The organism is Anaerohalosphaera lusitana (genome assembly GCF_002007645.1).
Taxonomy (GTDB): domain Bacteria; phylum Planctomycetota; class Phycisphaerae; order Sedimentisphaerales; family Anaerohalosphaeraceae; genus Anaerohalosphaera; species Anaerohalosphaera lusitana.
The window spans coordinates 3,307,367-3,328,906 of sequence record NZ_CP019791.1 but is presented as its reverse complement, the minus strand read 5'-3'; the positions used below and the strand labels follow the sequence as shown (position 1 = coordinate 3,328,906).

20 protein-coding genes are annotated in these 21,540 nt (G+C 48.8%); 12 read left to right on the top strand and 8 right to left on the bottom strand.

Annotated elements, in window-relative coordinates:
* Nucleotides 1–3: 3 nt before the first annotated feature.
* The 7 genes from STSP2_RS13395 to STSP2_RS13365 form a co-directional block, all read right to left on the bottom strand.
* Nucleotides 4–567: a hypothetical protein gene (locus tag STSP2_RS13395; protein ID WP_146663258.1), complete on the bottom strand. Its 564-nt coding sequence runs from the start codon at nt 565–567 to the stop codon at nt 4–6.
* On the bottom strand, nt 552–1,076 hold the full coding sequence (locus STSP2_RS13390; protein WP_169853219.1) for a type IV pilus modification PilV family protein: 525 nt from the start codon (nt 1,074–1,076) through the stop codon (nt 552–554). Before STSP2_RS13390 ends, STSP2_RS13395 begins: the two co-directional genes overlap by 16 nt.
* Before the next feature lie 89 nt (nt 1,077–1,165).
* The gene (locus STSP2_RS17910; protein ID WP_146663256.1) at nt 1,166–1,600 is read right to left on the bottom strand and encodes a type IV pilin protein; all 435 of its coding nucleotides are present in this window, start codon (nt 1,598–1,600) and stop codon (nt 1,166–1,168) included.
* Between the two features lie 68 nt (nt 1,601–1,668).
* The gene (locus STSP2_RS13380; protein ID WP_146663255.1) at nt 1,669–2,892 is read right to left on the bottom strand and encodes a type II secretion system F family protein; all 1,224 of its coding nucleotides are present in this window, start codon (nt 2,890–2,892) and stop codon (nt 1,669–1,671) included.
* A gap of 3 nt (nt 2,893–2,895) precedes the next feature.
* On the bottom strand, nt 2,896–3,954 hold the full coding sequence (locus tag STSP2_RS13375) for a type IV pilus twitching motility protein PilT (protein WP_205847903.1): 1,059 nt from the start codon (nt 3,952–3,954) through the stop codon (nt 2,896–2,898).
* Between the two features lie 297 nt (nt 3,955–4,251).
* Nucleotides 4,252–6,000, bottom strand: coding sequence for a GspE/PulE family protein (locus STSP2_RS13370; protein ID WP_146663253.1), 1,749 nt, complete (start codon nt 5,998–6,000; stop codon nt 4,252–4,254).
* Nucleotides 6,001–6,285: 285 nt separating this feature from the next.
* Nucleotides 6,286–7,014 carry a hypothetical protein gene (locus STSP2_RS13365; protein ID WP_146663252.1) on the bottom strand — a complete coding sequence of 243 codons (729 nt, stop codon included), beginning with the start codon at nt 7,012–7,014 and terminating at the stop codon, nt 6,286–6,288.
* 201 nt (nt 7,015–7,215) lie between these two features.
* Between STSP2_RS13365 and STSP2_RS17365 the strand changes: the two genes are divergently transcribed.
* The 12 genes from STSP2_RS17365 (at nt 7,216) to STSP2_RS13310 (ending at nt 18,797) form a co-directional block, all read left to right on the top strand.
* Entirely contained in the window at nt 7,216–7,386 is a 171-nt protein-coding gene (locus STSP2_RS17365) for a hypothetical protein (RefSeq protein WP_169853218.1), read from the top strand.
* Nucleotides 7,387–7,589: 203 nt separating this feature from the next.
* The gene (hflX, locus tag STSP2_RS13360; protein ID WP_146663251.1) at nt 7,590–8,912 is read left to right on the top strand and encodes a GTPase HflX; all 1,323 of its coding nucleotides are present in this window, start codon (nt 7,590–7,592) and stop codon (nt 8,910–8,912) included.
* A 75-nt stretch (nt 8,913–8,987) separates the two neighbouring features.
* Nucleotides 8,988–9,989: an NAD(P)H-dependent glycerol-3-phosphate dehydrogenase gene (locus STSP2_RS13355; protein WP_146663250.1), complete on the top strand. Its 1,002-nt coding sequence runs from the start codon at nt 8,988–8,990 to the stop codon at nt 9,987–9,989.
* A 453-nt stretch (nt 9,990–10,442) separates the two neighbouring features.
* The gene (gene pilM, locus STSP2_RS13350) at nt 10,443–11,468 is read left to right on the top strand and encodes a pilus assembly protein PilM (protein ID WP_146663249.1); all 1,026 of its coding nucleotides are present in this window, start codon (nt 10,443–10,445) and stop codon (nt 11,466–11,468) included.
* Nucleotides 11,469–11,485: 17 nt separating this feature from the next.
* Complete coding sequence (locus tag STSP2_RS13345) at nt 11,486–12,193, top strand: PilN domain-containing protein (RefSeq protein ID WP_146663248.1); 708 nt, start codon at nt 11,486–11,488, stop codon at nt 12,191–12,193.
* Between the two features lie 36 nt (nt 12,194–12,229).
* Nucleotides 12,230–12,766: a type IV pilus inner membrane component PilO gene (locus STSP2_RS13340; RefSeq protein WP_146663247.1), complete on the top strand. Its 537-nt coding sequence runs from the start codon at nt 12,230–12,232 to the stop codon at nt 12,764–12,766.
* A gap of 35 nt (nt 12,767–12,801) precedes the next feature.
* Nucleotides 12,802–13,467 (top strand): hypothetical protein, encoded by a 666-nt coding sequence (locus STSP2_RS13335; RefSeq protein WP_146663246.1) that lies wholly within the window; start codon nt 12,802–12,804, stop codon nt 13,465–13,467.
* Nucleotides 13,464–15,326 (top strand): GspE/PulE family protein, encoded by a 1,863-nt coding sequence (locus STSP2_RS13330; protein WP_146663245.1) that lies wholly within the window; start codon nt 13,464–13,466, stop codon nt 15,324–15,326. Before STSP2_RS13335 ends, STSP2_RS13330 begins: the two co-directional genes overlap by 4 nt.
* A 21-nt stretch (nt 15,327–15,347) precedes the next feature.
* The gene (locus STSP2_RS13325) at nt 15,348–16,427 is read left to right on the top strand and encodes a type IV pilus twitching motility protein PilT (RefSeq protein WP_169853216.1); all 1,080 of its coding nucleotides are present in this window, start codon (nt 15,348–15,350) and stop codon (nt 16,425–16,427) included.
* Nucleotides 16,428–16,552: 125 nt separating this feature from the next.
* Complete coding sequence (locus STSP2_RS13320; protein ID WP_146663244.1) at nt 16,553–17,728, top strand: type II secretion system F family protein; 1,176 nt, start codon at nt 16,553–16,555, stop codon at nt 17,726–17,728.
* Nucleotides 17,729–17,738: 10 nt separating this feature from the next.
* On the top strand, nt 17,739–18,242 hold the full coding sequence (locus STSP2_RS13315) for a type IV pilus modification PilV family protein (protein ID WP_146663243.1): 504 nt from the start codon (nt 17,739–17,741) through the stop codon (nt 18,240–18,242).
* 21 nt (nt 18,243–18,263) lie between these two features.
* A complete protein-coding gene (locus STSP2_RS13310; protein ID WP_146663242.1) occupies nt 18,264–18,797 on the top strand; it encodes a PulJ/GspJ family protein in 534 nt (177 codons plus the stop codon).
* 38 nt (nt 18,798–18,835) lie between these two features.
* Here the strand turns inward: STSP2_RS13310 and STSP2_RS13305 are convergent, their stop codons facing one another.
* Nucleotides 18,836–21,424 carry a PEP/pyruvate-binding domain-containing protein gene (locus STSP2_RS13305; RefSeq protein ID WP_146663241.1) on the bottom strand — a complete coding sequence of 863 codons (2,589 nt, stop codon included), beginning with the start codon at nt 21,422–21,424 and terminating at the stop codon, nt 18,836–18,838.
* Between the last annotated feature and the right edge of the window lie 116 nt (nt 21,425–21,540).

Genomic DNA, 21,540 nt, shown 5'->3' with positions numbered 1-21,540 from the left:
GCTTCAGTTGTGCCTTGAAGCTGAGCAGACCATAGAACTAAAATTCTCACCATCATCAAGCTTCAAATTCATCTGGATCGCATTGTTCCTTGCGGCGAAGTTAAGTTCACTCACGTTTCGGGCCAGCACTCTGTGGCTGTCGGCTGCCTGCCTGATCCATTCGCCGGCAGTCAAATCGCCTTCTACAAGCATCAGTTCATCGTTACTGATGTGAAATCTTGCATATCTGTCCGGCCACGATGCATCGTTTGGGGCACTTTCACTGAAATAGAACACGATCAGTTCGTTACCATCTTCGTTTATCTCAGCTCTTCGCTCGGTAGCCTTGCGGCATGTCCTCTCGAAAACCCGTCGCGAGAATGTGCTGTCAACTGCTACGTCTCCATGCACTTTACTGTATATGTCATGCCAACCTCGTGTCTGGTCAACCATCATAACCATCGCACTGAGCACGACGATTGTCGAAAGAACAGAAGTGACAGCAAGCTCGACGAGGGTAAACGCTGGCCTGTTCAGCCTGATTAGTTGCCTGTTTTGAGCGGCAGAATATCTTATAGATTTACACATGTCGTGAACCTCACAGCTTGATCAGATTGAGTGACCGTTCCTTCACCCAGGTCCCTTCGCCAACGTATGTCACTGTTCAGCAGGCGTATTTCGTAGATGCCGTCTGTATCTGTGTCGATGTCCTGATAAGACAGCGTTACATAATAGTTGTGGCCGTTCAGGACAATGCGGTAGTCCGGATCACTCGTTGATGGAAGTCTAGTGAAATTACCAGGCAGAACGCCAGCTTCCCCCCCAAAAAGAGCTGCGTCCTGCCCGTTAATTTCCAGTATGCCCGGGTCTATGCTGCCAAGCGGATCGAACAGACTGCTTCCTCCACTGCCTCTCCAGGTCTCAAGCAGCAGTGTTCCAATCCGAGCCGCGGTCATGCGCGTTTCAGCCTTGCGAGCATCCAGCATTGAAAAGTATCTAAATGCCATGGCTCCCGAGATGGCTATGGATAGAACCAGCATCGCCAGGATGACCTCTATGATAGTAAAGGCCGGTTTCTGGTATTGGTCTCTATTCATACTTGATGTTCTTAAAACCCTATCCATAACGGCTCCTTCTTGTCTCAATGTTACCCTAAAAGAGACATGTTCTGATCTGACCAAGCGTATCAGCTTCCTATCGCCCAGCTCATGGTGCCGTCTGAATTCGCGGTCAGCACATAACCATTTTCAGGTGTTCCAGGGGCATTAGTCTGAGATCCTCCCGGGCAGGTTATGGAGAACTGGACATACTGATCGTCGCCAGTGCCGCCGCCCAGACTGGAGACGCTGATCTGAAAGTCTGAATCTGTGAAATAGGTGCCAGTGCAGTCGCCCGAAGCGAATCCGAGATCATCAAGGCTTGTAGGCAGTGTGCCGTTAGTGCCCTGCTCGGCTGCGTAGGTCCGTATCGCTGTTGCGATCGATCCCATTATTGCCTTGCCCTCTGACCACTTGGCTGCGTCAATTCTTCCCCTTATGATGGGTACTGCTACCGCTGCCAGAATTGCGACGATAAGTACGACGACCATCAGCTCAACCAGTGTAAAACCTTTTCGTTTCATAATTGAAACCCCCTTAAATTGAAAAAGTGTATTAGATTTTCATAGTGCCAGCCAACAGGCACGTTTTGTTACTGTATGTCGGAAATTGTGAATACCGGCAGGTAAAGTGCGATCAGGACGACCAGGACGATTGATGCTACAATTATTATCAGGATCGGCTCCATAGCTCTGATCAATGTGTTTATCAATGCCTCAACCCGTTTTTCATAGTAATCACTTGTCTTATCCAGTACTTCAGGCAGTGCGCCGCTTTTTTCTCCAACCTCTGTCATTTTGATCACAGTATTCGAGAAGAATCTGCTGCTTTGCATGCTTGCTGAAATTCCCGAACCTTCAGTTATCGCGTTTCGAGTTCTGCGAACAGCCGATTTGATCACGTCGTTACTTGTCATATCCTCGACTATTTCAAGGGCCTCGAGCAGTGAAACGCCCGAGCCCAGCAGAGTTGCCATCGTCCTGCAGAAAAGTGCATAGAACGAACGGATCAATATCCTTCCGACGAGGGGAATTCGTAAAACAATTCTACTTAATTGCCAGTGTCCCAGTGACGTTCTGGCATAGAGCATCGAAATAAGAACAACTGCCAGAAGACCCAGTGCAACCAGATGCAGATTGCTCATCATCTGCTCATGAACCGCAAGGAACGCCTGAGTAAACGCTGGCAGTTGACCATTTATTGTTTCGAATATGAGTTTAAAACGCGGTATGACAAAGAAAGCCATAACGCCGACGATCACAAAAACAAAAAGAAATACAAAGATAGGGTATGCGGCAGCCTGTCTGCTTTGCCGTATAAGCCTGTCTCGCTTCTCATAATAGGTCGCCATCCGCTTTAGAACTTCTGGCAGTGTACCGCTCGCCTCGCCGGCCAGTATCATAGTCCTGAACAACGGGCTGAAGACATTCGGAAACTTTGCCACGCTGTCTGAAAGCGTTTCCCCGCTTTTCACATCCTCGTTTATATTTTGCAAAACTCTGCGAAACCGCGGGTTCTTCAGGTCTATGGCCATTGCTTCGATAGCTTCCGTCAGTACGATACCGCCTTCGAGCATAGTGGTAAGCTGCCAGCAGGATGTCGCCATTCTGCCGCTTGATATCCGTTTGCCTACCGGAAGACTCTTGCGTTTATGGCTGCGTTTTGTGACAGGCTCTACTTTGACCGGAACAAGCCCCTGCTGTCGGGCCCAGGTCAGCACGTCCCTTTCACATGCCGCCTGATACGTACCTTCATGTCGCAGGCCGTCCTCGTCTCGGGCTACGTATTTAAAGTTATGTGCTGTTACTGACTGCATTTATTACGCCTTCGCTGCATAAACATCGCTATAGTTATCGTTCAGCCAATTAGCATCCAGCAGTCCGCGGCTTATCAGTTCCCTTATAGACTGCTCCATCGTATGCATCCCGTTTTTCTTTCCTGACTGAAGCAGACTGTAGATTTCGTGCATTCTCCCCTGACGGATCAATGAACGTACTGCAGGTGTTGCCGTCATTATCTCGGTTGCCAGTATAAGTCTGTCCTCTTGCTCACTCAGGATCAATTGCTGCCAGATCACTGCTGCTAATGATGCTGAAAGTTGGGAGCGTACCTGCTGGTGCTGATCCTGTCCGAACATGTCCACCAATCTGGTTACGGAAGCAGGGCAGCCGCGTGTGTGGAGTGTTGCTAGGGTCAAGTGGCCCGTTTCAGCCAATGTCATGGCGGCCTGTGCGGATTCACGGTCCCGTATTTCGCCGATCACAATGACATCGGGGGACTGCCTGAGAATTCTTCTCAAAGCTTCCTTGAATGAATGGGTATCGGTTCCGACCTCCCTTTGATTGACTGTGGACTTTATATGAGTATGGATATACTCAATAGGGTCTTCGATGGAAACTATATGGCAGGCCCTTGTCTGATTAATGTAGTTCACAAGGCTTGCGATAGTAGTGGTTTTGCCTGTCCCGACAGGTCCGGTGAAAAGAACAAGTCCTCTCTGCAGGGAACCGAGCCTGTACATGATATCCGGCAGGCCGAGTTCTTCAAACGTCGGGATCGTGCTCATGACCGATCTTGCTACAAAGGCTGCAGCTCCTCGCTGCCTGAACATATTGATGCGGAATCTTCCCGCACCATCAATTTCCAGTGATAAATCAAGCTCCTTATCCTGGTTGAATTTTTCCTTTTGCTCTTCGTCAAGAACAGATGTACTGAGTCTGTATGTGTCATCTATGCTTAGCCTGGGAAAGTCAAGAGAGACGATCTCATTCTTTATTCTTATCTGCGGCGGCTGACCAGCAGTGAGTATCAGATCGCTGGCACCAATGGTGGAAGACAGTTTTCCGAGTAATTCCTGCATGCTGGTTTCGATATTCATTGCCACCTCTACAGTTTTCAATTCCCCTTTAACTTTCTGACTAATCTAATGACCTACCATAATCGAACTATTCTTTTGGTCAATCAGGGTATGCCTCTTACATTGCGTAGGGTTTTGTAGAAGTATGTCATGGTAAATTTGCCTAAGGCAACTCAAGCAGAGATCCAAGACATGTGATTGGCCTGGCAAAGCGGTGCCGGCAAAACAACAGATATGGAGCCGTCTGAATGCACTGTTTTTTGACGTGATGTTTCTTTCAAGTGTTTCCCCATCCTGACTGCATTTTGAAATGATCTGCTAACCCAGAGATGTGTCGGCACAGGCGACATTGAGTATTTCTTCGACTGTAGTCTCGCCCGAGAAGACTCTCTTTAGACCGCTGTCAAACAGCCCCCCATATCCCTTGCTCCTGGCACTGCTTCGAATTTTCTCTTCCGCAGCCCCTTCTATCACCAGATGACTGATCTCCGGATCAGCGACCATGAATTCAAATATAGGCAATCTGCCCCTGTATCCTGTTCCGCCGCAGTTCTTGCAGCCGGTGCCGTGATAGAATATTTTGCCGCTGTTGCGTTCAATACCGAGCATGGCCAATGTTTCATCATCGGGCATATATCTTTGCCTGCAGTGTTCGCATATCCTTCGGACAAGTCGCTGAGCAACCACCAGATTCACTGTCGATGCCAGCAAATACGGTTCCAGTCCCATGTACCTGAGTCTGCTGAAAGCACTGGCAGCATCGTTTGTATGAAACGTGCTCAATACAAGATGACCCGTCAGCGACGCTTTCATCGCGATCTCCATGGTTTCCTTGTCACGTATTTCGCCGATGAGGATAATGTCAGGGTCCTGCCTCAGAATCGATCGCAGAGCCAGTGCAAAATCCATGTTGATGTCGGGTTTCACCTGGATCTGATTGATGCCCTTGAGCCGGTATTCTACTGGGTCCTCAACTGTAGTGATATTTTTTCGCGGGTCCCTGAGATATTTCAGTGCAGAGTACAGCGTGGTGCTCTTTCCGCTGCCGGTGGGGCCGGTGACTATTATGATCCCATGCGGTCGCGAGAGGATAGACTTGAATTCGGGCAGCAATTCTTCGTCAAAACCGATTCTGTCCAGATCATGGCGGACCGCGGATTTATCCAGTATGCGCATGACCACCTTTTCACCGTATATTGTTGGGATCGTCGAAACCCGAACATCGATGTCCCGGCCCTTTGAGCGTATCTTGAAGCGACCATCCTGAGGCAGTCTCCGCTCAGCGATATTCATTTCTGCAAGTATTTTTACCCTTGCTATGATAGCAGCCTGCATACGTCTTGGAGGGGCGACCATCTGTCTGAGGTGTCCGTCGACTCGCATTCTAACGCTCATGTCATTTTCCTGCGGCTCTACGTGAATATCGCTGGCCCTGCTTTTCACTGCCTGGCTCAATAACAGGTTAACGAAACGGATTACCGGGGCATCGTCCGCGGCCGCTTCAATATCCAGGTTTGCCTGTTCGCTGACGTGTTTGAAAAAGTCTTCATCTTCATCTATTTCTATCTTCGCGAGAGACTGCAGTTGCCTCTCTTCTTCATCACAGCCGTGGTATATCCATTCTATTGCCCGGCTTATGCCTTCTTCACTGCTTAGACAAACCTTTAAAGGCAATCCTGTCATGGTCTCTATTCGGTCCTTGGCGACGACGTTGAGCGGATCAGACATCGCCACAACTGCAAGCCCGTTTTCCAGCCCGACCAGCACCAGAGAGAACCTTCTCGCCAGACTCTCGGGTATCTGTCTGGCTGCATCGATATCGATTCTGTTCTTGTCGGTCAGCTCCAGCACTTCCAGATCCAGGTATGCAGCCAGCTCGTTTGTCAATTCGTCCGGGCTAAGCGAATGCCTCCTGCCAAGTATTTCGCCTAGCCTTCCCCCATGGATCTTCTGTTCTTCGAGTGCGTCATAGATTGATTTGTGATCGACGACTCCGCGTTTCAGCAGCCATTCACCGAAATAACAACTTCGTGAAGGCGTTTCTCTGGTTTTAAGTTCCCCAAGCATGAGTTCCTTCCCCCAATGTGATATGCCTTGCAGGCTAATAGCTCTCCCCAATAATGATGTGTCCAAAACGCTTCTCAATTACCAAATAACGCGCAGCATGGCACCCGGCAACAATAAATATGCTGAAAATGCTTAAAATGATGCGAATATCAGAATTGAGACTGTATATCTTTGCGTCTTTGCAATGAGTCAGAAGGGCGGTAAGGCATGGACTTGAGTCTGTTGTATGGAGTTATGCAACAGGCGTTAAAATATCTCAGGCAGCCGTACTGACCGGTCGTTCTGTTACTGCTCGTTTTCTGTTTCCTGTTCACTAAGAAACTGCCAGACCTCATTCGTCGCATAATGTTCAACGAAGTTCATTTGCTTGTCGACATCAAAGCTGTCGTCTTTTTTTATGGTCTGCGGGGTCGGCCAGACAAAGCCTGTCTCTACGAATAGACTCCTTGTATCGCGAAGGAATGATTCTATGCGTATTTCCGCACTGTGCGTCTCTTCGCCTTCTTTTTTGTGCGGCGGCAGTATCAGCCGGAGTCCGCCCCCTGCAACAGGTCTGCCTCCCAGGCTGCTGAAATCACCTGGCGACTGGCCGAGCCTGCGTTCCCAGATGTATTTGAAGGCATGCTCAGTGCAACTGTAAAGGTGCTGGATCTTGGCGTCTTTTCGAATTACCTGGTACTGCTCGGCGCGCCAGGTTTCCCTGTAGGCGGAAAAAACAACATCCGCGTCCCTGATGAAAAGGCTCAGGTCGTATGTGGGTTTTTGGGCAAAGACATTGATGCTGGACACTTGCGGGCCGTTGGCTTCGAGCCTTATCTGAAGCGGCGAGGGTTGAGTTCTCGAAAGTACGAAACTGTTGCCCTGAATATTCGTCTGTGAAAAGTCCAGTCCTCTTTCCAGGAGGTGCTGCTGAAATTTTAGCAGATGCGCTCTGTCCAGAGACCAGCTTGCTGATACGAAGTATTTGATCCCGAAGTAAACTGTTCGCTTGGTTTGGCGTTTTAGTACGTTCATGCTGATGCCCTCAATCTTATGTAAGGTCGTGAATTCGCTCCGTATGTCAATTGTAAACCAGATTTTCCTGAAACTCCACAACAGAATCTGTATGCATCGAAATATGGGTTCTTTTTTGTGATCCTGATTAATGCACTGTCTGTTCTGGCCGATAGTAATCATGCACAAAACGTATGTCCTTGATTAGAGAAGGGGGCTGACATGTTTACCCGGATAAAAGAAATACTGAAATACAAACACGACTGGCAGATCGAAAAACGCGATGTCACCTGGTATCCCAGCGACCGCAGTTGTGTCCGTCCGGATATGAAAAAGGTAAAACCCCACCAGTTGCCCCCGCTTATGGTCAAAAAACCAGCATGGCGCCAATAGGCCATCCCGCCAGTTCTGGCAGTTTATTCCACATTTGAAGCCGCTTCTACCGGCTTTTGCCTTAATTAACCTCCAATAGTCCTGTCTCACTTACCCAACATTTTTCCCCAGTCGTAGTATATAATAGGCATGATGCTTGAAAAGCAGCTCTGCAGATGGTAAAAAAGCACCAAAACGTACTATACTGGAGGTCCCAAAGTTAGTTGGAAACACTAAAAGATAAGTTTAAGGTCCAAAAAGAACGAGCAATACTGGTAGCAGCCGCCCAACGCGGCGAATCGGGTTACAAATATAACGATCTCTCGGAACTTTCGGCATTGGCTGAATCGGCGGGTGCCGCAATAGTTTACAAGCTGCAGCAAAAGATAGATCGAATAAATCCATCCACATATATCGGACGGGGCAAGGCTGAACTGCTTGGTGAGCATGCAGAAAGTGAAAAAGCCGATGTCGTTATATTTGACAACGATCTTTCGCCTGCTCAGATCCGGGAGCTTGAAAAGGTGGTGGGGGTTCGAGTCATTGACCGAAGTGAGCTGATACTAGATATTTTCGCAACCAGAGCACGCACTCGTCAGGCCAAATTACAGGTAGAACTTGCTCAGCTTCAGTACACATATCCCAGGCTTACCCGCCTTTGGTCCCATCTTGACACCGTTGCTGGTGCTGCCGGCGGTGCGGGAGCTGCAGGTGCGGTGGGCGGTATCGGAACCCGTGGTACTGGCGAAAAACAGCTCGAAATTGACCGCCGACTCGTTAACAAACGCATAACCGAGCTCAAACGCGAGATCGAAGGCATTGACAAACGCAAAATGCGTGAGATCAAGGGGCGTCATGATCAGTACAAGGTCAGCCTGGTTGGTTATACCAACGCGGGTAAAAGTACGCTGATGAATGCTCTCACTGATGCGGAGGTCTTTGTCGAGGACAGGTTATTTGCCACACTGGATACACGAACTCGCAAATGGTCGGTTGATAAGGGCGTTGAGGTTCTGCTCAGCGATACGGTCGGATTCGTCAGCCACTTGCCTCACCATCTTGTGGCGTCTTTCAAGGCTACCCTCGAAGAGGCCGTGCATGCCGATCTTCTGCTTCAGGTGGTTGATGTTTCGGATGAAGATGTGTTCGAGCAGATCAAGTCGGTCGATCAGGTACTGGACGATATAGGATGTGGTGAGAAGGAGCGTCTGGTACTGTTCAACAAGTCTGATGCTCTTGCCAGTGAAGCGAATCTAGAATCTCTTCAGGCCATATACCCTGATGCGATATGTATTTCGGCTCGTACGGGCATGAATCTCGACCTGCTGGCCCAGGCAGTGCTCGATCGCTACCGGCAGGAGGAGATGACCGTGCGTGTGAAAATAGCGCTCAGTGACGGTAAAACCCAGAGCTTTCTGCGCGGCTACTGCGAGATACTCGAAGAAAACTACACTGACAGCCATGTGGAGATAGAGGCCCGCCTTGGCAAGTCCCAGTTGCCCGCGCTCAAAAGCCTCAAGCCGGCGGAGTTACGGCTTGACGCCTAGGGCCTATTGCGATTGACGATGAAATAGCGTTGCTTTTTTGTTGCAAATTCGTGCATCTGGCGATAATTTAGCGCTATGATCAAGAACGTAAGCATAATAGGTGACGGAGCTATGGGCAGTGTCTGCGCGATGCTGCTCGTGGAAAATGGTATAAATGTCAAACTCTGGGGACATGATGCAGATTATGTCCGGCTTCTCGCAGATAAACGTGAGAACGTGAAGTTCCTTCCGGGCTATAAACTGCCGGACGAGATTGCTTTTGAGCCGGACGACGATCAGGCCATGAAGGGGGCCGACCTGATCCTCTCTGCAGTACCATGTCAGTACATGCGTTCCGTCTGGACACGTCTGAAACCTCATACTCCTCCTTTGATACCTGTCGTGAGCGTTACCAAGGGTATCGAAAAGGGCACTTTGCTGCGCCCCAGTCAGATCCTTAGCGAAATTATAGGACCAGACCGTCACTATGCCGCTCTGTCCGGACCTACTATAGCGGACGAAATCGTTCGTAAGCTTCCTGCAACATCAACTGCAGCCAGCACCGATCTGGAACTCGCGAGGGATATACAGCAGGCATTCAATTCCGCTAGATTTCGCGTTTATACGAATAGCGATCTCGACGGCGTTGAGTTGGCCGGCGCACTCAAAAATGTTATCGCGATCGCAGCGGGCGTGATTGACGGTATCGGTGCCGGTGACAACGCCAAAGCGGCACTGCTTGCACGGGGCCTCGCTGAGATCAAACGGCTCGGGCTTGCTCTTGGGGCCAACGAAAACACTTTTGCTGGTCTGTCCGGCCTTGGGGATCTGGTGACCACTTGTGTCTCACCAAAAGGGCGGAACCGTTCCTTTGGTGAACGCATCGGGAAGGGCCAGTCTGCTGAGCAGGCACTGTCTGCTACGGACAGCGTTGTCGAAGGTGCAGCCACTTGCGTTTCAGTTCTTGAACTGGCAGGAAAATACGATGTTGAGATGCCGATCACACAGGCAGTCTACGATGTCATTTACGGGGGCAAGACTGTTCAGGAAGGCATTCAGGATCTCATGACGCGCGAGCTGAAGTCCGAGGGCGAATAAGCTTAAAGCAGACAGACTTGTCGGCTACATCTTAAGGCCTTAGTTATGGGACGTTTGGGCATCCATTTTGCAAAAATACATGCCGGCACCTGATCTCTCTGCAATTTTTCACAAGGATACCAAAGACTGGATTTAATTCCCTGCGCAGGGTTAAATGCTTGTTTTTTATGCATCGCTATGGGGATATTTACCCAATATGGTGTTCATCTAAGCATCTTTAAGGCATCAAAAAGCCTGCAGGTCGCTATTTTATAGGACTTCAGAATAATTACTATTCTTTGCCCACTCCCGATTTGCCTGCCGAGCTGGTGTTTTCTATATTTTACCCAGCAAAGATTATTCTGCCGCATATAAGTCTATTGCGGTCAATAATGTATTTCCGGAATAGAGTCGATCATTAAACGACAGCCAGATGAGAAAGTGATCCTTTGTGAAGCTTATGAATAGTTGATTATGTTAAATATAGTACCCTGCGAAAGCATTGCGAAAAAAATGTTCGGTTTTCTAAAAAACAAAACTCTTCCAATCGGCGTCGACCTTGGTACAGGGCACCTTAAAATGGCCCAGCTTGGTACCGAGGGGGACAATGTTTTCCTTCAGGCTGCGGCTTGCGAGCCCAGGCCTGCCGACATAGCTCCCGGTACCGCACAATGGCAGCGATGGGTTTCAAAGGCTGTCAAGTCGGCCATCTCTTCGAAAGGCTTCAAAGGTAAGAGCGTGATGACCGCAATGCCTGCGGATGATGTTTTCATAGATCAGGTCAGAATAGCCAGATCACTTGCAAACTCTCTGGACCAGGCGACTTTGGCCAAGGTTCAGCAAAAGCTGCCTTTCGATCCCGCAAAGGCAGTTGTCAAATACGTAGTCACGGAAAACGGCTCGTCCAGCGACGACCTCGATGTCGTTGTGATGGTTACTGAACGTGAGAAGGTTGAACGCAACCTCGCCATTTATGAAAAAGCAGGACTGCAGGTCCGTGGCATGACGGTGTGGCCTTTGGCTATAACGACAAGCTATGCACAGTTCTTCGGCCGACGGGAATCCGACACCGATACGACTGCTCTTCTATTGGAAATGGGGGCACACCACTCCAATGCCGTGATCTGCCGTCAAACGGATCTCTTGTTCGCACGTTCCATACCTGTCGGCTATAAGCTGCTTGCTGAGTCAGGACCTTCCAATGCTGAAACACTGATATCAGAGACCAATTCGTGCTGCAGATACTTCGAGTCTGTTTCAGGCGGTTCGCGAATCGAACGACTGGTTGTGCTCGCCCGAGAAGATATCGATCAGGATCTCTGTCACCAGATTGCTGATTTTGCCCAAAAGATGCAAGTCAGCGCTCAGATAGGCGATGTTGTTCAGGCAGTGGAAACCAGACCCGGAGCAAATAGTGATATAAGTATGCCTCAGGTTGACTGGGCTATCGCCTATGGCCTGAGTCTTAGTGGTGCAAAGCAATTACAAGCTGTAAGTTAAACTGAAGGGGGCTGAAAATGGCCAATATAGACTTTGTCCCTACCGACTATATTGAGCAGAAGGAATCAAGCAGGGCAAATCTGCTGTGCCTGGTTCTTTTCGCTGCGATAATGGGCGGTGTTATTGCAACCTTTTCGATCATCAAGGTAAGACAGAAAGCTGTTTCTGCGGATCTGGAAGAGATAAACAGCAAACTCGTTACCGCACAAAAACAGATCGCCCAGCTCGAAGAGATAAGCACGAAGAAAAAAAGCATGATGAAGACTGCTGTGATGACCGCAGAACTGATCGAGCCTGTGCCCAAGAGTGTTCTTCTGGCATGTCTAACGAACAACCTTCCTTCCAGCGTTTCGCTTCTGGAACTAGAGGTCGAGGCTGAAGAGGTGACCGTTAAACAGGCAGCTTCGGCAAAAGAGAGTAAAACGCAGTACCAGAAAGCTGCAAAAAAAGCGAAGGCAAAAGCCAAGACAATCGTGAAAAAGGTTATTAACAATAAGCTCGAAATTACAGGTGTCGCTCCCAGCGACATAGAGGTCGCAAACTATATCGCTTCATTGACTGATTCCATACTGCTCGATCGCGTGGGACTGGTTGAGTCGAAAGAGTACCAGCTCGATGGCATAAATTACAGGCAGTTCAGACTAAATGCCAGGATCAAGCCCGATCTTAAGCTTTCAAAAGAAGACATTGACACCATACGTCTCAAAAAGAACGGTGTAATATAGCAGTTGAAATTCTCGTAATCTTACGGAGATGATAAAATGAGTACTGGATTCCGAAAACTGATCTTCTTCATAGTTTTGATCGGACTGGCTTACGTGGCCTGGGCATATATGATCAAGCCTGCGAATGAAGATTTGAAAAAGCAAAAGGCGGCTGTCGAAACAAAACGAGCAAAACTAACCCAGCTTGAAAATGCGACACGTGATGCAGAGGATCTCAGCAAGCAGCTCACCGAACTTGATGATGCAATGAGTTTCTTCGAGAATAAGCTGCCTCCCAAGAGCGAAATACACAAAGTTCTGGAAAACATTACAATGATCGCTCAAAAGCAGGGGCTAAAGCCCAAAACGATCCGCACGCTAAAGCAGAAAAATACTCATGGCTATGTTGAACAGCCTCTGAGTATGGAGCTGTCAGGTAATTTCAGCTCTTACTATCAGTTCCTGCTCGAGATCGAAAACCTTGACCGTATTTCTCAAATCAAGGAACTCTCGCTTAAGAAGAAGTCGAAATTCGAAGGTGAAACGGAAGCCACCTTTATTGTCAGTATATTTTTCCAGGACACTAAGGCCTGATAAACAGAAGTAAAAGCTGAATTTTGGAGAGTAACATGCTTTCTTTTCTTAAAGAACAATCGGCAGGTAAGCCTGAAAATAATGAAAACGCTGCAGACGTCAGTTCTCAGTCTGAGTCCAAGCAGGATTATCTGAAGCCCTCTGCCAATGAAAAGACTGTAAAGCAGACGACCATGCTTCTTATGGTTCTTTTCACTGTTGGAGCTGGTGCACTCTGGTTTATGATCAAAAAGACCGTTCCCGCAGAGGCTGACGCTGCAACAGCTCCTAAAGAACAAATGGAGATCGAAACGGCCCTTGCTCAACTGACAGGCATCAAAGATGAAATGAACAAGAATATGGGACAGATAGTTGATCGCTTTCACCAGTTCTCCGACATAGAACAGATATCTGTCTCTGAACTGAAAAAGAATCCTTTCAAGAATGAACTGCTGCTTGATCAAGTAACCGCAGCTAAAGAAACAAATTCCGATTTCGAACAGAGCAAGGCGAAGATCGTCACTGAGAAAGTGAACGAACAGGCAGAACAGCTTAAACTCTGGTCGATTATGGAGTCGCCTAAAGGCAGTTGTTGTATGATCAACGAAAAGATCCTGTATGAAGGCGATTCGATCAATGGATTCGAAGTCAAGAAGATAACTTCTGAGAGTGTCGAACTGGAATCACAAGAGGTTCCTGTGACACTGAGGATGCCCAAATGAAGCGACTGTTTGGACTGGAAAAAAAACAGGAATCCGAGACAGGTGTAAATTCAGGCACGGGGACCGGTGGTGAAGCCCAGCAGGGTATCCGAGGTCTGAGCTGTCTGTATTCACCTCAACGGACCGAAGTTGCTCACGTCAGAGATATCGTTGATATCCTTTCTGACATGGGCAAGCTCGCTCCTGAAAAGGTAGAGCAGATCAGGGCCGAGGCTTCCAGCCGCCGGGGTGCTGATGTTGAGCAGATACTTGTTGCGGGAAAGTATGTCACACCCGAGGATGTCCTCATCGCCAAGGCCGAACTGCTCGGCTACCAGTTCAAGAATATAACGCCCGAAGATGTCGACCGCAAAGCGTTCGATAAACTCGGGCTGCAGTATGTTCGTGCCAACAAGATCGTACCCGTAGCTGTACGCGATCACCTCCTGGTCGTCGCTACCACAGAACCTACCAATGTATTTGCACTGGATGATGTCAAACGTCAGACCGGCATGTCCCTTGAAGTGATGGTATGTCATCAGAAGGACATCGACGCGGTCTGCGACGAATTTGACGAGAGCAAGCTCGGCTATGACGTTGACGAAATAATGAACGATATGGCCGATATCGAGGTGGTTAAAGACGTCGAGGAAGATGCCGAGGACCTCGAGAAAAGCGCGGGCGAATCGCCCGTCATCAAATTTGCGAATTATCTCATATCCAACGCCGTCCGCGAAGGCGCAAGTGATATTCATATCGAGCCCAAGGAAAAATACACAAAGATCCGTTACAGAATTGACGGCATCCTGTTTGAGTCGATGCAGGCACCCGCCAAGATGCATCCTGCCATTGTTTCACGTATCAAGATCATGGCAAATCTGGATATTTCCGAACGCCGTGTGCCCCAGGATGGTAAAATCGCGGTTCTAATGGGCGGCAGGGGTGTCGATCTTCGAATATCGATCCTTCCCACCAGTCATGGTGAAAAGGTCGTAATACGTATTCTAGACAGCAAATCTATTAGCTATGGTCTTGAAGAGACCGGCATGGAATCCGATATACTGGCATCGTTCCGCGAGCAGATCAGCATGCCTCATGGGATTCTGCTCGTTACAGGTCCCACCGGTTCCGGTAAGAGTACGACGTTGTATTCCGCGCTCAAACAGATGGACTCTGAAGCACTTAACGTCTCTACTGTTGAGGACCCTGTTGAGTATGATCTCGAGTATTGCAATCAGGTCCAGGTAAACGAAAAAGTCGGCATGACCTTCGCTGCTGCACTTCGTTCACTGCTGCGGCAGGACCCCGATATCGTCATGGTGGGTGAGATACGCGACCATGAAACTTCCCGCATTGCTGTACAGGCAGCCCTTACGGGTCACCTTGTTTTGTCTACGCTGCATACCAATGATGCACCCAGTACTATTTCCCGAATGGTCAATATCGGCATAGAACCTTATCTGATCGCGGCTTCGCTCAACGGCATTCTCGCTCAGCGTCTTGTGCGACGCGTCTGTCCCCACTGTCAGGAAACATACAGTGCTCCTGACAAGATCAGAGGATATCTGGAAAAGATAGGCGCAGACCCCGATAATCTGATATGCGGAAAGGGATGCGACAAGTGCCGCGAAAGCGGTTACTCCGGCCGAGCTGGCATACATGAGCTGCTGGTGGTCGATGAAGAATTCCGTGACCGTATCAATAAGGATGCGTCCGTGGAATCTATGAGAAGAGCATTTGTAAAAGCAGGTAACGACACGATGTTTGACGACGGACTGAAAAAGGTTGCAAGAGGCATAACGACTGTCGAAGAGGTGCTTCGCGTAACCGAAATTTACGGCAAAAACGAAGATGAAGTTTTCGTTGAGAACTTAAGCTAATAAATATAACAGGATTGTTCTATGATCAATATTAAAGAAATACTGGCAGAATCGATCGAGCAGTCAGCATCCGACTTGCACATAAATGTCGGCCTGCCTCCCATTATGCGTGTGCATACAGAGTTGATCGCGATGGAGTATCCCGCGGTAACAGATGAAGAAGCCAGGCAAATGGTGCTTGAAATGGTAGGCCAGGACAAGTTTCAGGAGTTTGAAGAAAAACGCGACCTGGATTTTTCGACCTATATCGATGACGGGAGCCGTTTCCGTGTAAATGCACACTATCAGCGAGAGTCCATAGCTTTATCTTTCAGAGCAATATCGAATTACATACCCGTGCTCGATGAGCTCAATCTGCCTGACATCGTAAAGGAACTAACTGAACTTCCTCGTGGTCTGGTCGTGGTGACAGGACATACCGGTTCTGGTAAGAGTACCACACTTGCAAGCATGATCGGATCCATTAATGAAAAACGTTCAAAGCGTATAATCACGCTCGAGGATCCTGTCGAGTATGCGTTGGAAAACGACAACTGCATGATCGAACAGCGAGAGATCGGTGCTGACTGTGTGACTTTCGCCTCGGGCTTGCGGCACGTTCTTAGGCAGGACCCCGACGTCATCCTTGTTGGTGAAATGCGTGACCTCGAAACTACGAGCTCGACGATAACCGCCGCCGAAACGGGTCACCTTGTCTTCTCAACACTTCATACTGTAAATGCATCACAGACCGTTGAACGTATCATAGATATCTATCCCGGAAGTCAGCAGAACCAGATACGTGCCATGCTGTCCAATACGCTGCAGGCCGTTATCTCACAGACGCTCTTCCGTCGTGTTGATAAGCCCGGCATGGTTCCCTGCACCGAAATACTGCTTTGCACATCAGCGGTGAGAAACTGCATCCGTGAAAACCGTGTTTTCGAAATACCTAATATTATCGAGACATCCAGAAAGATCGGCATGCAGAGCATGGACAACAGTATCGCTGATATGTACTTCCGGGGCTTCATTGACCGTGAAGAGGCTGTAATGCGGTCCTCTAATCCCGGCAAAATGGAAAAGCTCTTCAGTCAGCACGGAAATGCTGTCCCTGCTTGATTAGAACCGGACCGGCCGAATAGGCCAAGTGTGATAGCTTAAAAATGCTTTTAAGCTGCTTCGGAGGTCAGGATGGCCTTCAAAGAGAAAAACATATGTAATCGAAATATTTATCGGGGGGTATTATGGCAACCCTTGAACAGACACTAAATCAAACGGAAGATACTTCGCAGGTGATAAGTACTTCATCTGCAGGTACAGATGCCGCACAAGATCAGCCTCAAACAACCATGGATAAGCTCAACAGCTTTTCCATTGAGGCCGGGCCTAATCGTAAGGACATCTTGAACTTTACCAATCAGCTCTCTGTGATGGTAAAGGCAGGCATGTCACTGCAAGAAAGCCTTGAGTCCATCGCTGAACAGACTGAAAAGAGAAAGTTCAAAGAAGTGCTGATGGATGTCAAGAATCGCATAGAAGGTGGACAGAGCTTCTCGCAGGCGTTGGCTGAGCATGACGGCATATTTAATGAGCTTTACATTAACATGGTCGCTGCTGCGGAAATATCAGGCTCACTGAGCTCTATGCTTGAGAAACTGGCTGGCTATCTCGATCAGGAAGCAGAGACGCGTTCACAGGTGATGGGTGCCATGATGTATCCTATCATCATTGGTGTTATGGCTGTTACCTGTGTGACTTTCCTTCTGATCTTCGTACTTCCCAAGTTTTTGGCGGTATTCGCGGGAAAAGAACAGTACCTGCCCGGTCCTACTAAGATCATCATGGCCATCAGCGGAACAATGCGGGGCTACTGGTACGTGATCTTCCCCGGCATCGCTGCAGCAATAGGCGGCTTCCATTATTTCACAAAGACCCCTACGGGCAAAGTTTGGTGGGACAAGGTAAAGCTCAAAATGCCTCTTGTGAAAACGCTTTGCCGCAGTCTCTACATAACGCGCGGCCTGCACACAATGGGCGTGCTGACAAATGCCGGTGTGCCTGTTCTGGATACGCTCAACATCACAGCGAAAATCTCCGGCAACATATATTTTAAACGCATGTGGCAGGATGTTCATGAGAACGTTCGTCAGGGTAAGAAGATTGCCCAGAGTCTTGACGGCTACGATCTGCTGCCTTCGAGCGTGGTTCAGATGCTGCGTTCGGGTGAAGATTCCGGTTCACTCGGCACGGTTCTTCGCGATGTGTCTGAATTCTACGGTCGAGAACTCAAGACGGTTATCAAGATGGTGACCTCTATGATAGAGCCTATCATGATCGTTGTAATGGGTGTGATCGTAGGCTTCATCGCGATGAGTATTATTCTGCCCATCTTCAAGATGTCAAACGTGGTTACCGGTTAAGGAGTCTACAATGACCCGCCGAAGTAAAATAAAAAACAGAAGGGCGTTCTCGTTGCTCGAGGTGCTGATCGCTGTGGTGATAATCTCACTTGGTATGGTTTCGGTTCTGGCTGCCAGTACTGCCTTTACTGAGTCCAATGCAAGCGGTATCGAACTTTCTACTGCCGAGTTCCTGGTTGAAGAGGTTCGCGAACTCACTACTTCCCTGTCAGTGACTGATCCTAATTCAGACGACGATACATTTGGACCCGAATACTACGAATCCTCAGTCGCTGACTACGATGACCTGGACGATTTCGATGGTGCATCGTTTTCACCTCCCATCGATATAAAACGAAACGCTCTGTCAAACTACGCAGGCTATACACAGCAGGTTACAGTGCGGAACGTAAGTGCGAATGATTTCTCCAGCGTTCAGTACGACCATTCTACTAATTTTGTCCGAGTGACTGTCAATATCCTGCTCGGCGGTGAACAGATAACCTCTTCAAGCTGGATCCGTGCCAACTACTAACCTGGCCAGCGGGGGATAGCAATGAATAAACAAACGAGAAGAGAATTGAACACACGACACTCAGGCGTGCGTGCTCGTTCGGGCTTCACAATGGTCGAGATACTCATTGCTCTGTCCGTGACAGCAATGCTGATGACGGCAGTGGCACTGGCTTTTGACGCCTCGGTCAAGAACTACACAACCAATGAGAATCTGTACAAAGCAGTTAACAATGCTCGTCAGGCCCTGACCCGGATGACCACCGAATTACGCACTGCTCAGGCAGTGGCGACTTCGGAAGGAACATCGCAGCTCAGCATGGTAAATTCAGCAGGCGATGATATTACCTATGCGTACGACTCGAATAACCAGACACTTGAGCTGATTACCAATGATGACACGACAGACAGTGACTACATAGTCTGCCGTAATGTGACAGCCGTCGATTTCCAGCGGACAACCGTACCTGACGAGCCCGGTGTAGTGCGCGACGTTCAATTGTCGATAACACTCGATATTGGAGATGTCTCGCGGACCATAGCAACAGCAGCCGTTCTTCGTCGCAACCTTAACTGATCATGCAGACAAGGTTTTTACTGGGCCCGGATGTACGGCTATGTGAAAAAACAAGCCAATCGTTGTGTTAGCACATCGCATACGATCTGCAGATCCTCATCCGTAAACTCACATGCTTTGATCACATTAGCGAATCTACACTCTTCTCCCAGAAGCTCATTTAACTGATTGGGCATGCTGTTGAACCAATCCCTGTTTATGTGAACGTGTTCCCTGTCCGGGAACAGTGCGGCATAAAAGATGTCACCCTCTACGAGGTCCTGAAAGAAGTGCGTTCCAAACGAAAGCTCTGGCATCAGATTGCCTCCCTCATAAGCCATCTCACAAAGTACTGAGGCATGATTAATCTCAGAAAAATGTACTGGCACGCCCAGGCTTGGCGTGGTGGTGCCCCACCTGCCGGGTCCCATAAGCAGGGTCGGCTTATCCTCCTGGTCCTTTAGCTGTTTATTCAGCTTGCCGATAGTCCTGGCTACCTCGTGTTTTTCGGAAATGCCCAGCTTAATATACTCATCCGGCACCACGTAGATAAGCCTCTTCAAATGCAGGGCGATACTGCCTCCCATCGTAAACCCTTGCGACCTGAACAGTATCTTCTCCTCGCTGATATCTTTGGGGATCGATACGTTTGCCTTCTGACCGCGAGTCTGCAGGGGTCGACACTGAACCACATTCACTCGCAGTCGCCCATCATTGGCAAAATTCGCAGTGAACTCCACATCCACAGGATAATTGTAGGCCGCTTCCAGTGTCTTGAGCATCCCCTGCATCTTTTCGGCAAAATCCGTCTGTGACAGCAGCTTTTCAAAAGTGAGCACCCACGCCTTTTCCTGCTTCATTCCCGCGGACTTCATCCTGGCCTCTGCCTTCTTATCCCGGTCAGCAACCATGTCGAGCTGCATATCCAGACCAAGGCCTTCATTCGCAAGGACTCTTGCGCGTTTGGTAGCAACCTTATTTTCTGATATGTCAAGCAGATCAACTTTTCTCTGAGAAAACCTTGCGATTTTCTTCATGTCCTCGTGAGGTCGCAATAGCGGATTGTCCAGGGCGATTGTTCGAGGATAGTCATCCTCCACACGATCGACGGCTCGCGTTCCAAGTCCAAACACCAGCCGCAGCATGCCAGCCTTCGGATCCATGTCGCTCTGCCATACGAATGTATTGTACGACACTCCCACGCCTGCAAGATCCGGGAAGAAGTATTTGCCGCGGTTAGAACCTGATACTCGCTGAACAAGAAGCGCCATCTGTTCGTCCATTTGATCGAGACCTCTTTGCAGACGGTAAGTAAGTGCATCCTCGCTCATGGTGCTGGCGTAGACCTCACGTACCGCGGCTTCGAATGCTGCATACCTCTCATCCGGACTGCCCTGATTGACTAGAAAGACGCTGTCATACTTGCCCGCGAACGCATTGCCGAAAGAATCCTCCAGCAGACTGCTGGATCGGACGATAATGGGCGACTGTCCGAAATACTCTATTATTTCCTGGAAACGCTGTCGTATCTCACTGGGGAATCTGCCCTTGAGTATCTTCTGCTTCAGTTTCTCCGCTGCCTTGAAATAGCCTCGCTGACTCTTCTGCTCGACCCAGAGCTTCCACCACTTGTTTTCCACTATGTAAGTGTAAAAGACGTCCGATCCGATATAGAATGAATCATGCGGCTCGGTGTTTTCTTGCCAGTTGAGCTTCTCATCGTTAAGTAATATCTTCTGCGCCAGAAGCATGCCGGCCGCCTTGCCGCCTATAAAGCCGCTGCCTATCAGTCGGTTATTGATGCTGATCAGATCGCTAAGTGAAAACGTTTTTTCTGCCAGTCGACTAAGTCTTTCCTCGTGTCCGACCATTATCCTGGACAATTGCGACTTAGCGCGTTCGATCTCTTCTTTGTCACCGCTTTCTGACAAAAGTTCCTGAGCATGCAGAAACAGTCTGTCCCAGTAATCCAGTGTGCGTCTGCTTCCATCGAGTCCCTTTTCGGATATGTGTGAAAACAGTTGCGTTACATCCATGCTCTGGGTTACCGGCCTGAATGTGTCGCCATCCTGCAGATGGGGCAGGAACATGGTAGGAGAATACCGATTCCAGACCTTGAGCGGATGAACGTAAAAATTACCCTTGAAGTGGTATACATCCAGCAGAAGCTGGGTTGTCTCACGGATTCTCGCTACTGTTTTGAAGGAGTGGTAATTCCTGAGTATGCCGAAATATGCGATCGTGTCCAGCTCAAAAAGGTACGGACATGTGATCATAAAGAAGTTCCCGATCATCATATCCGTGGCCCACGCGCTGACGAGCTCTGACAGACAGTCAAAAACATAAAACGACCCAACACCTTCGTTGGTGATGATGTTATGTACGGCCATCGAAAAAGTCTCAAAGCCAACGTTTGCGTCCAGCTCGTAAACCACAACCCCGTCCTGGTCCTTGACCAGCGGTTCATGGTCGGCAAATCGCATATATACGACATTACGCTCCTGCTCCAGGGCCTTTTCGACATAGGGCCGCACAAAATGGGAATAGTCTTCGATGCTGTCCACCTGCCATACAACATTGTCGCCTATCTGCAAATTGCATAGTATTTCGTCTAAACCGCTGTAACCTGTACTGGGATGACCTGTCATTTTTGTCCTCTATTTATACCTTTTGAAAGCTTATGCCGGACATTGCAGCAAGGACATGATACTTGTTGAACGACAAAACCTCAAATTACTTATTTTACTTACTTATAGCAGCATCA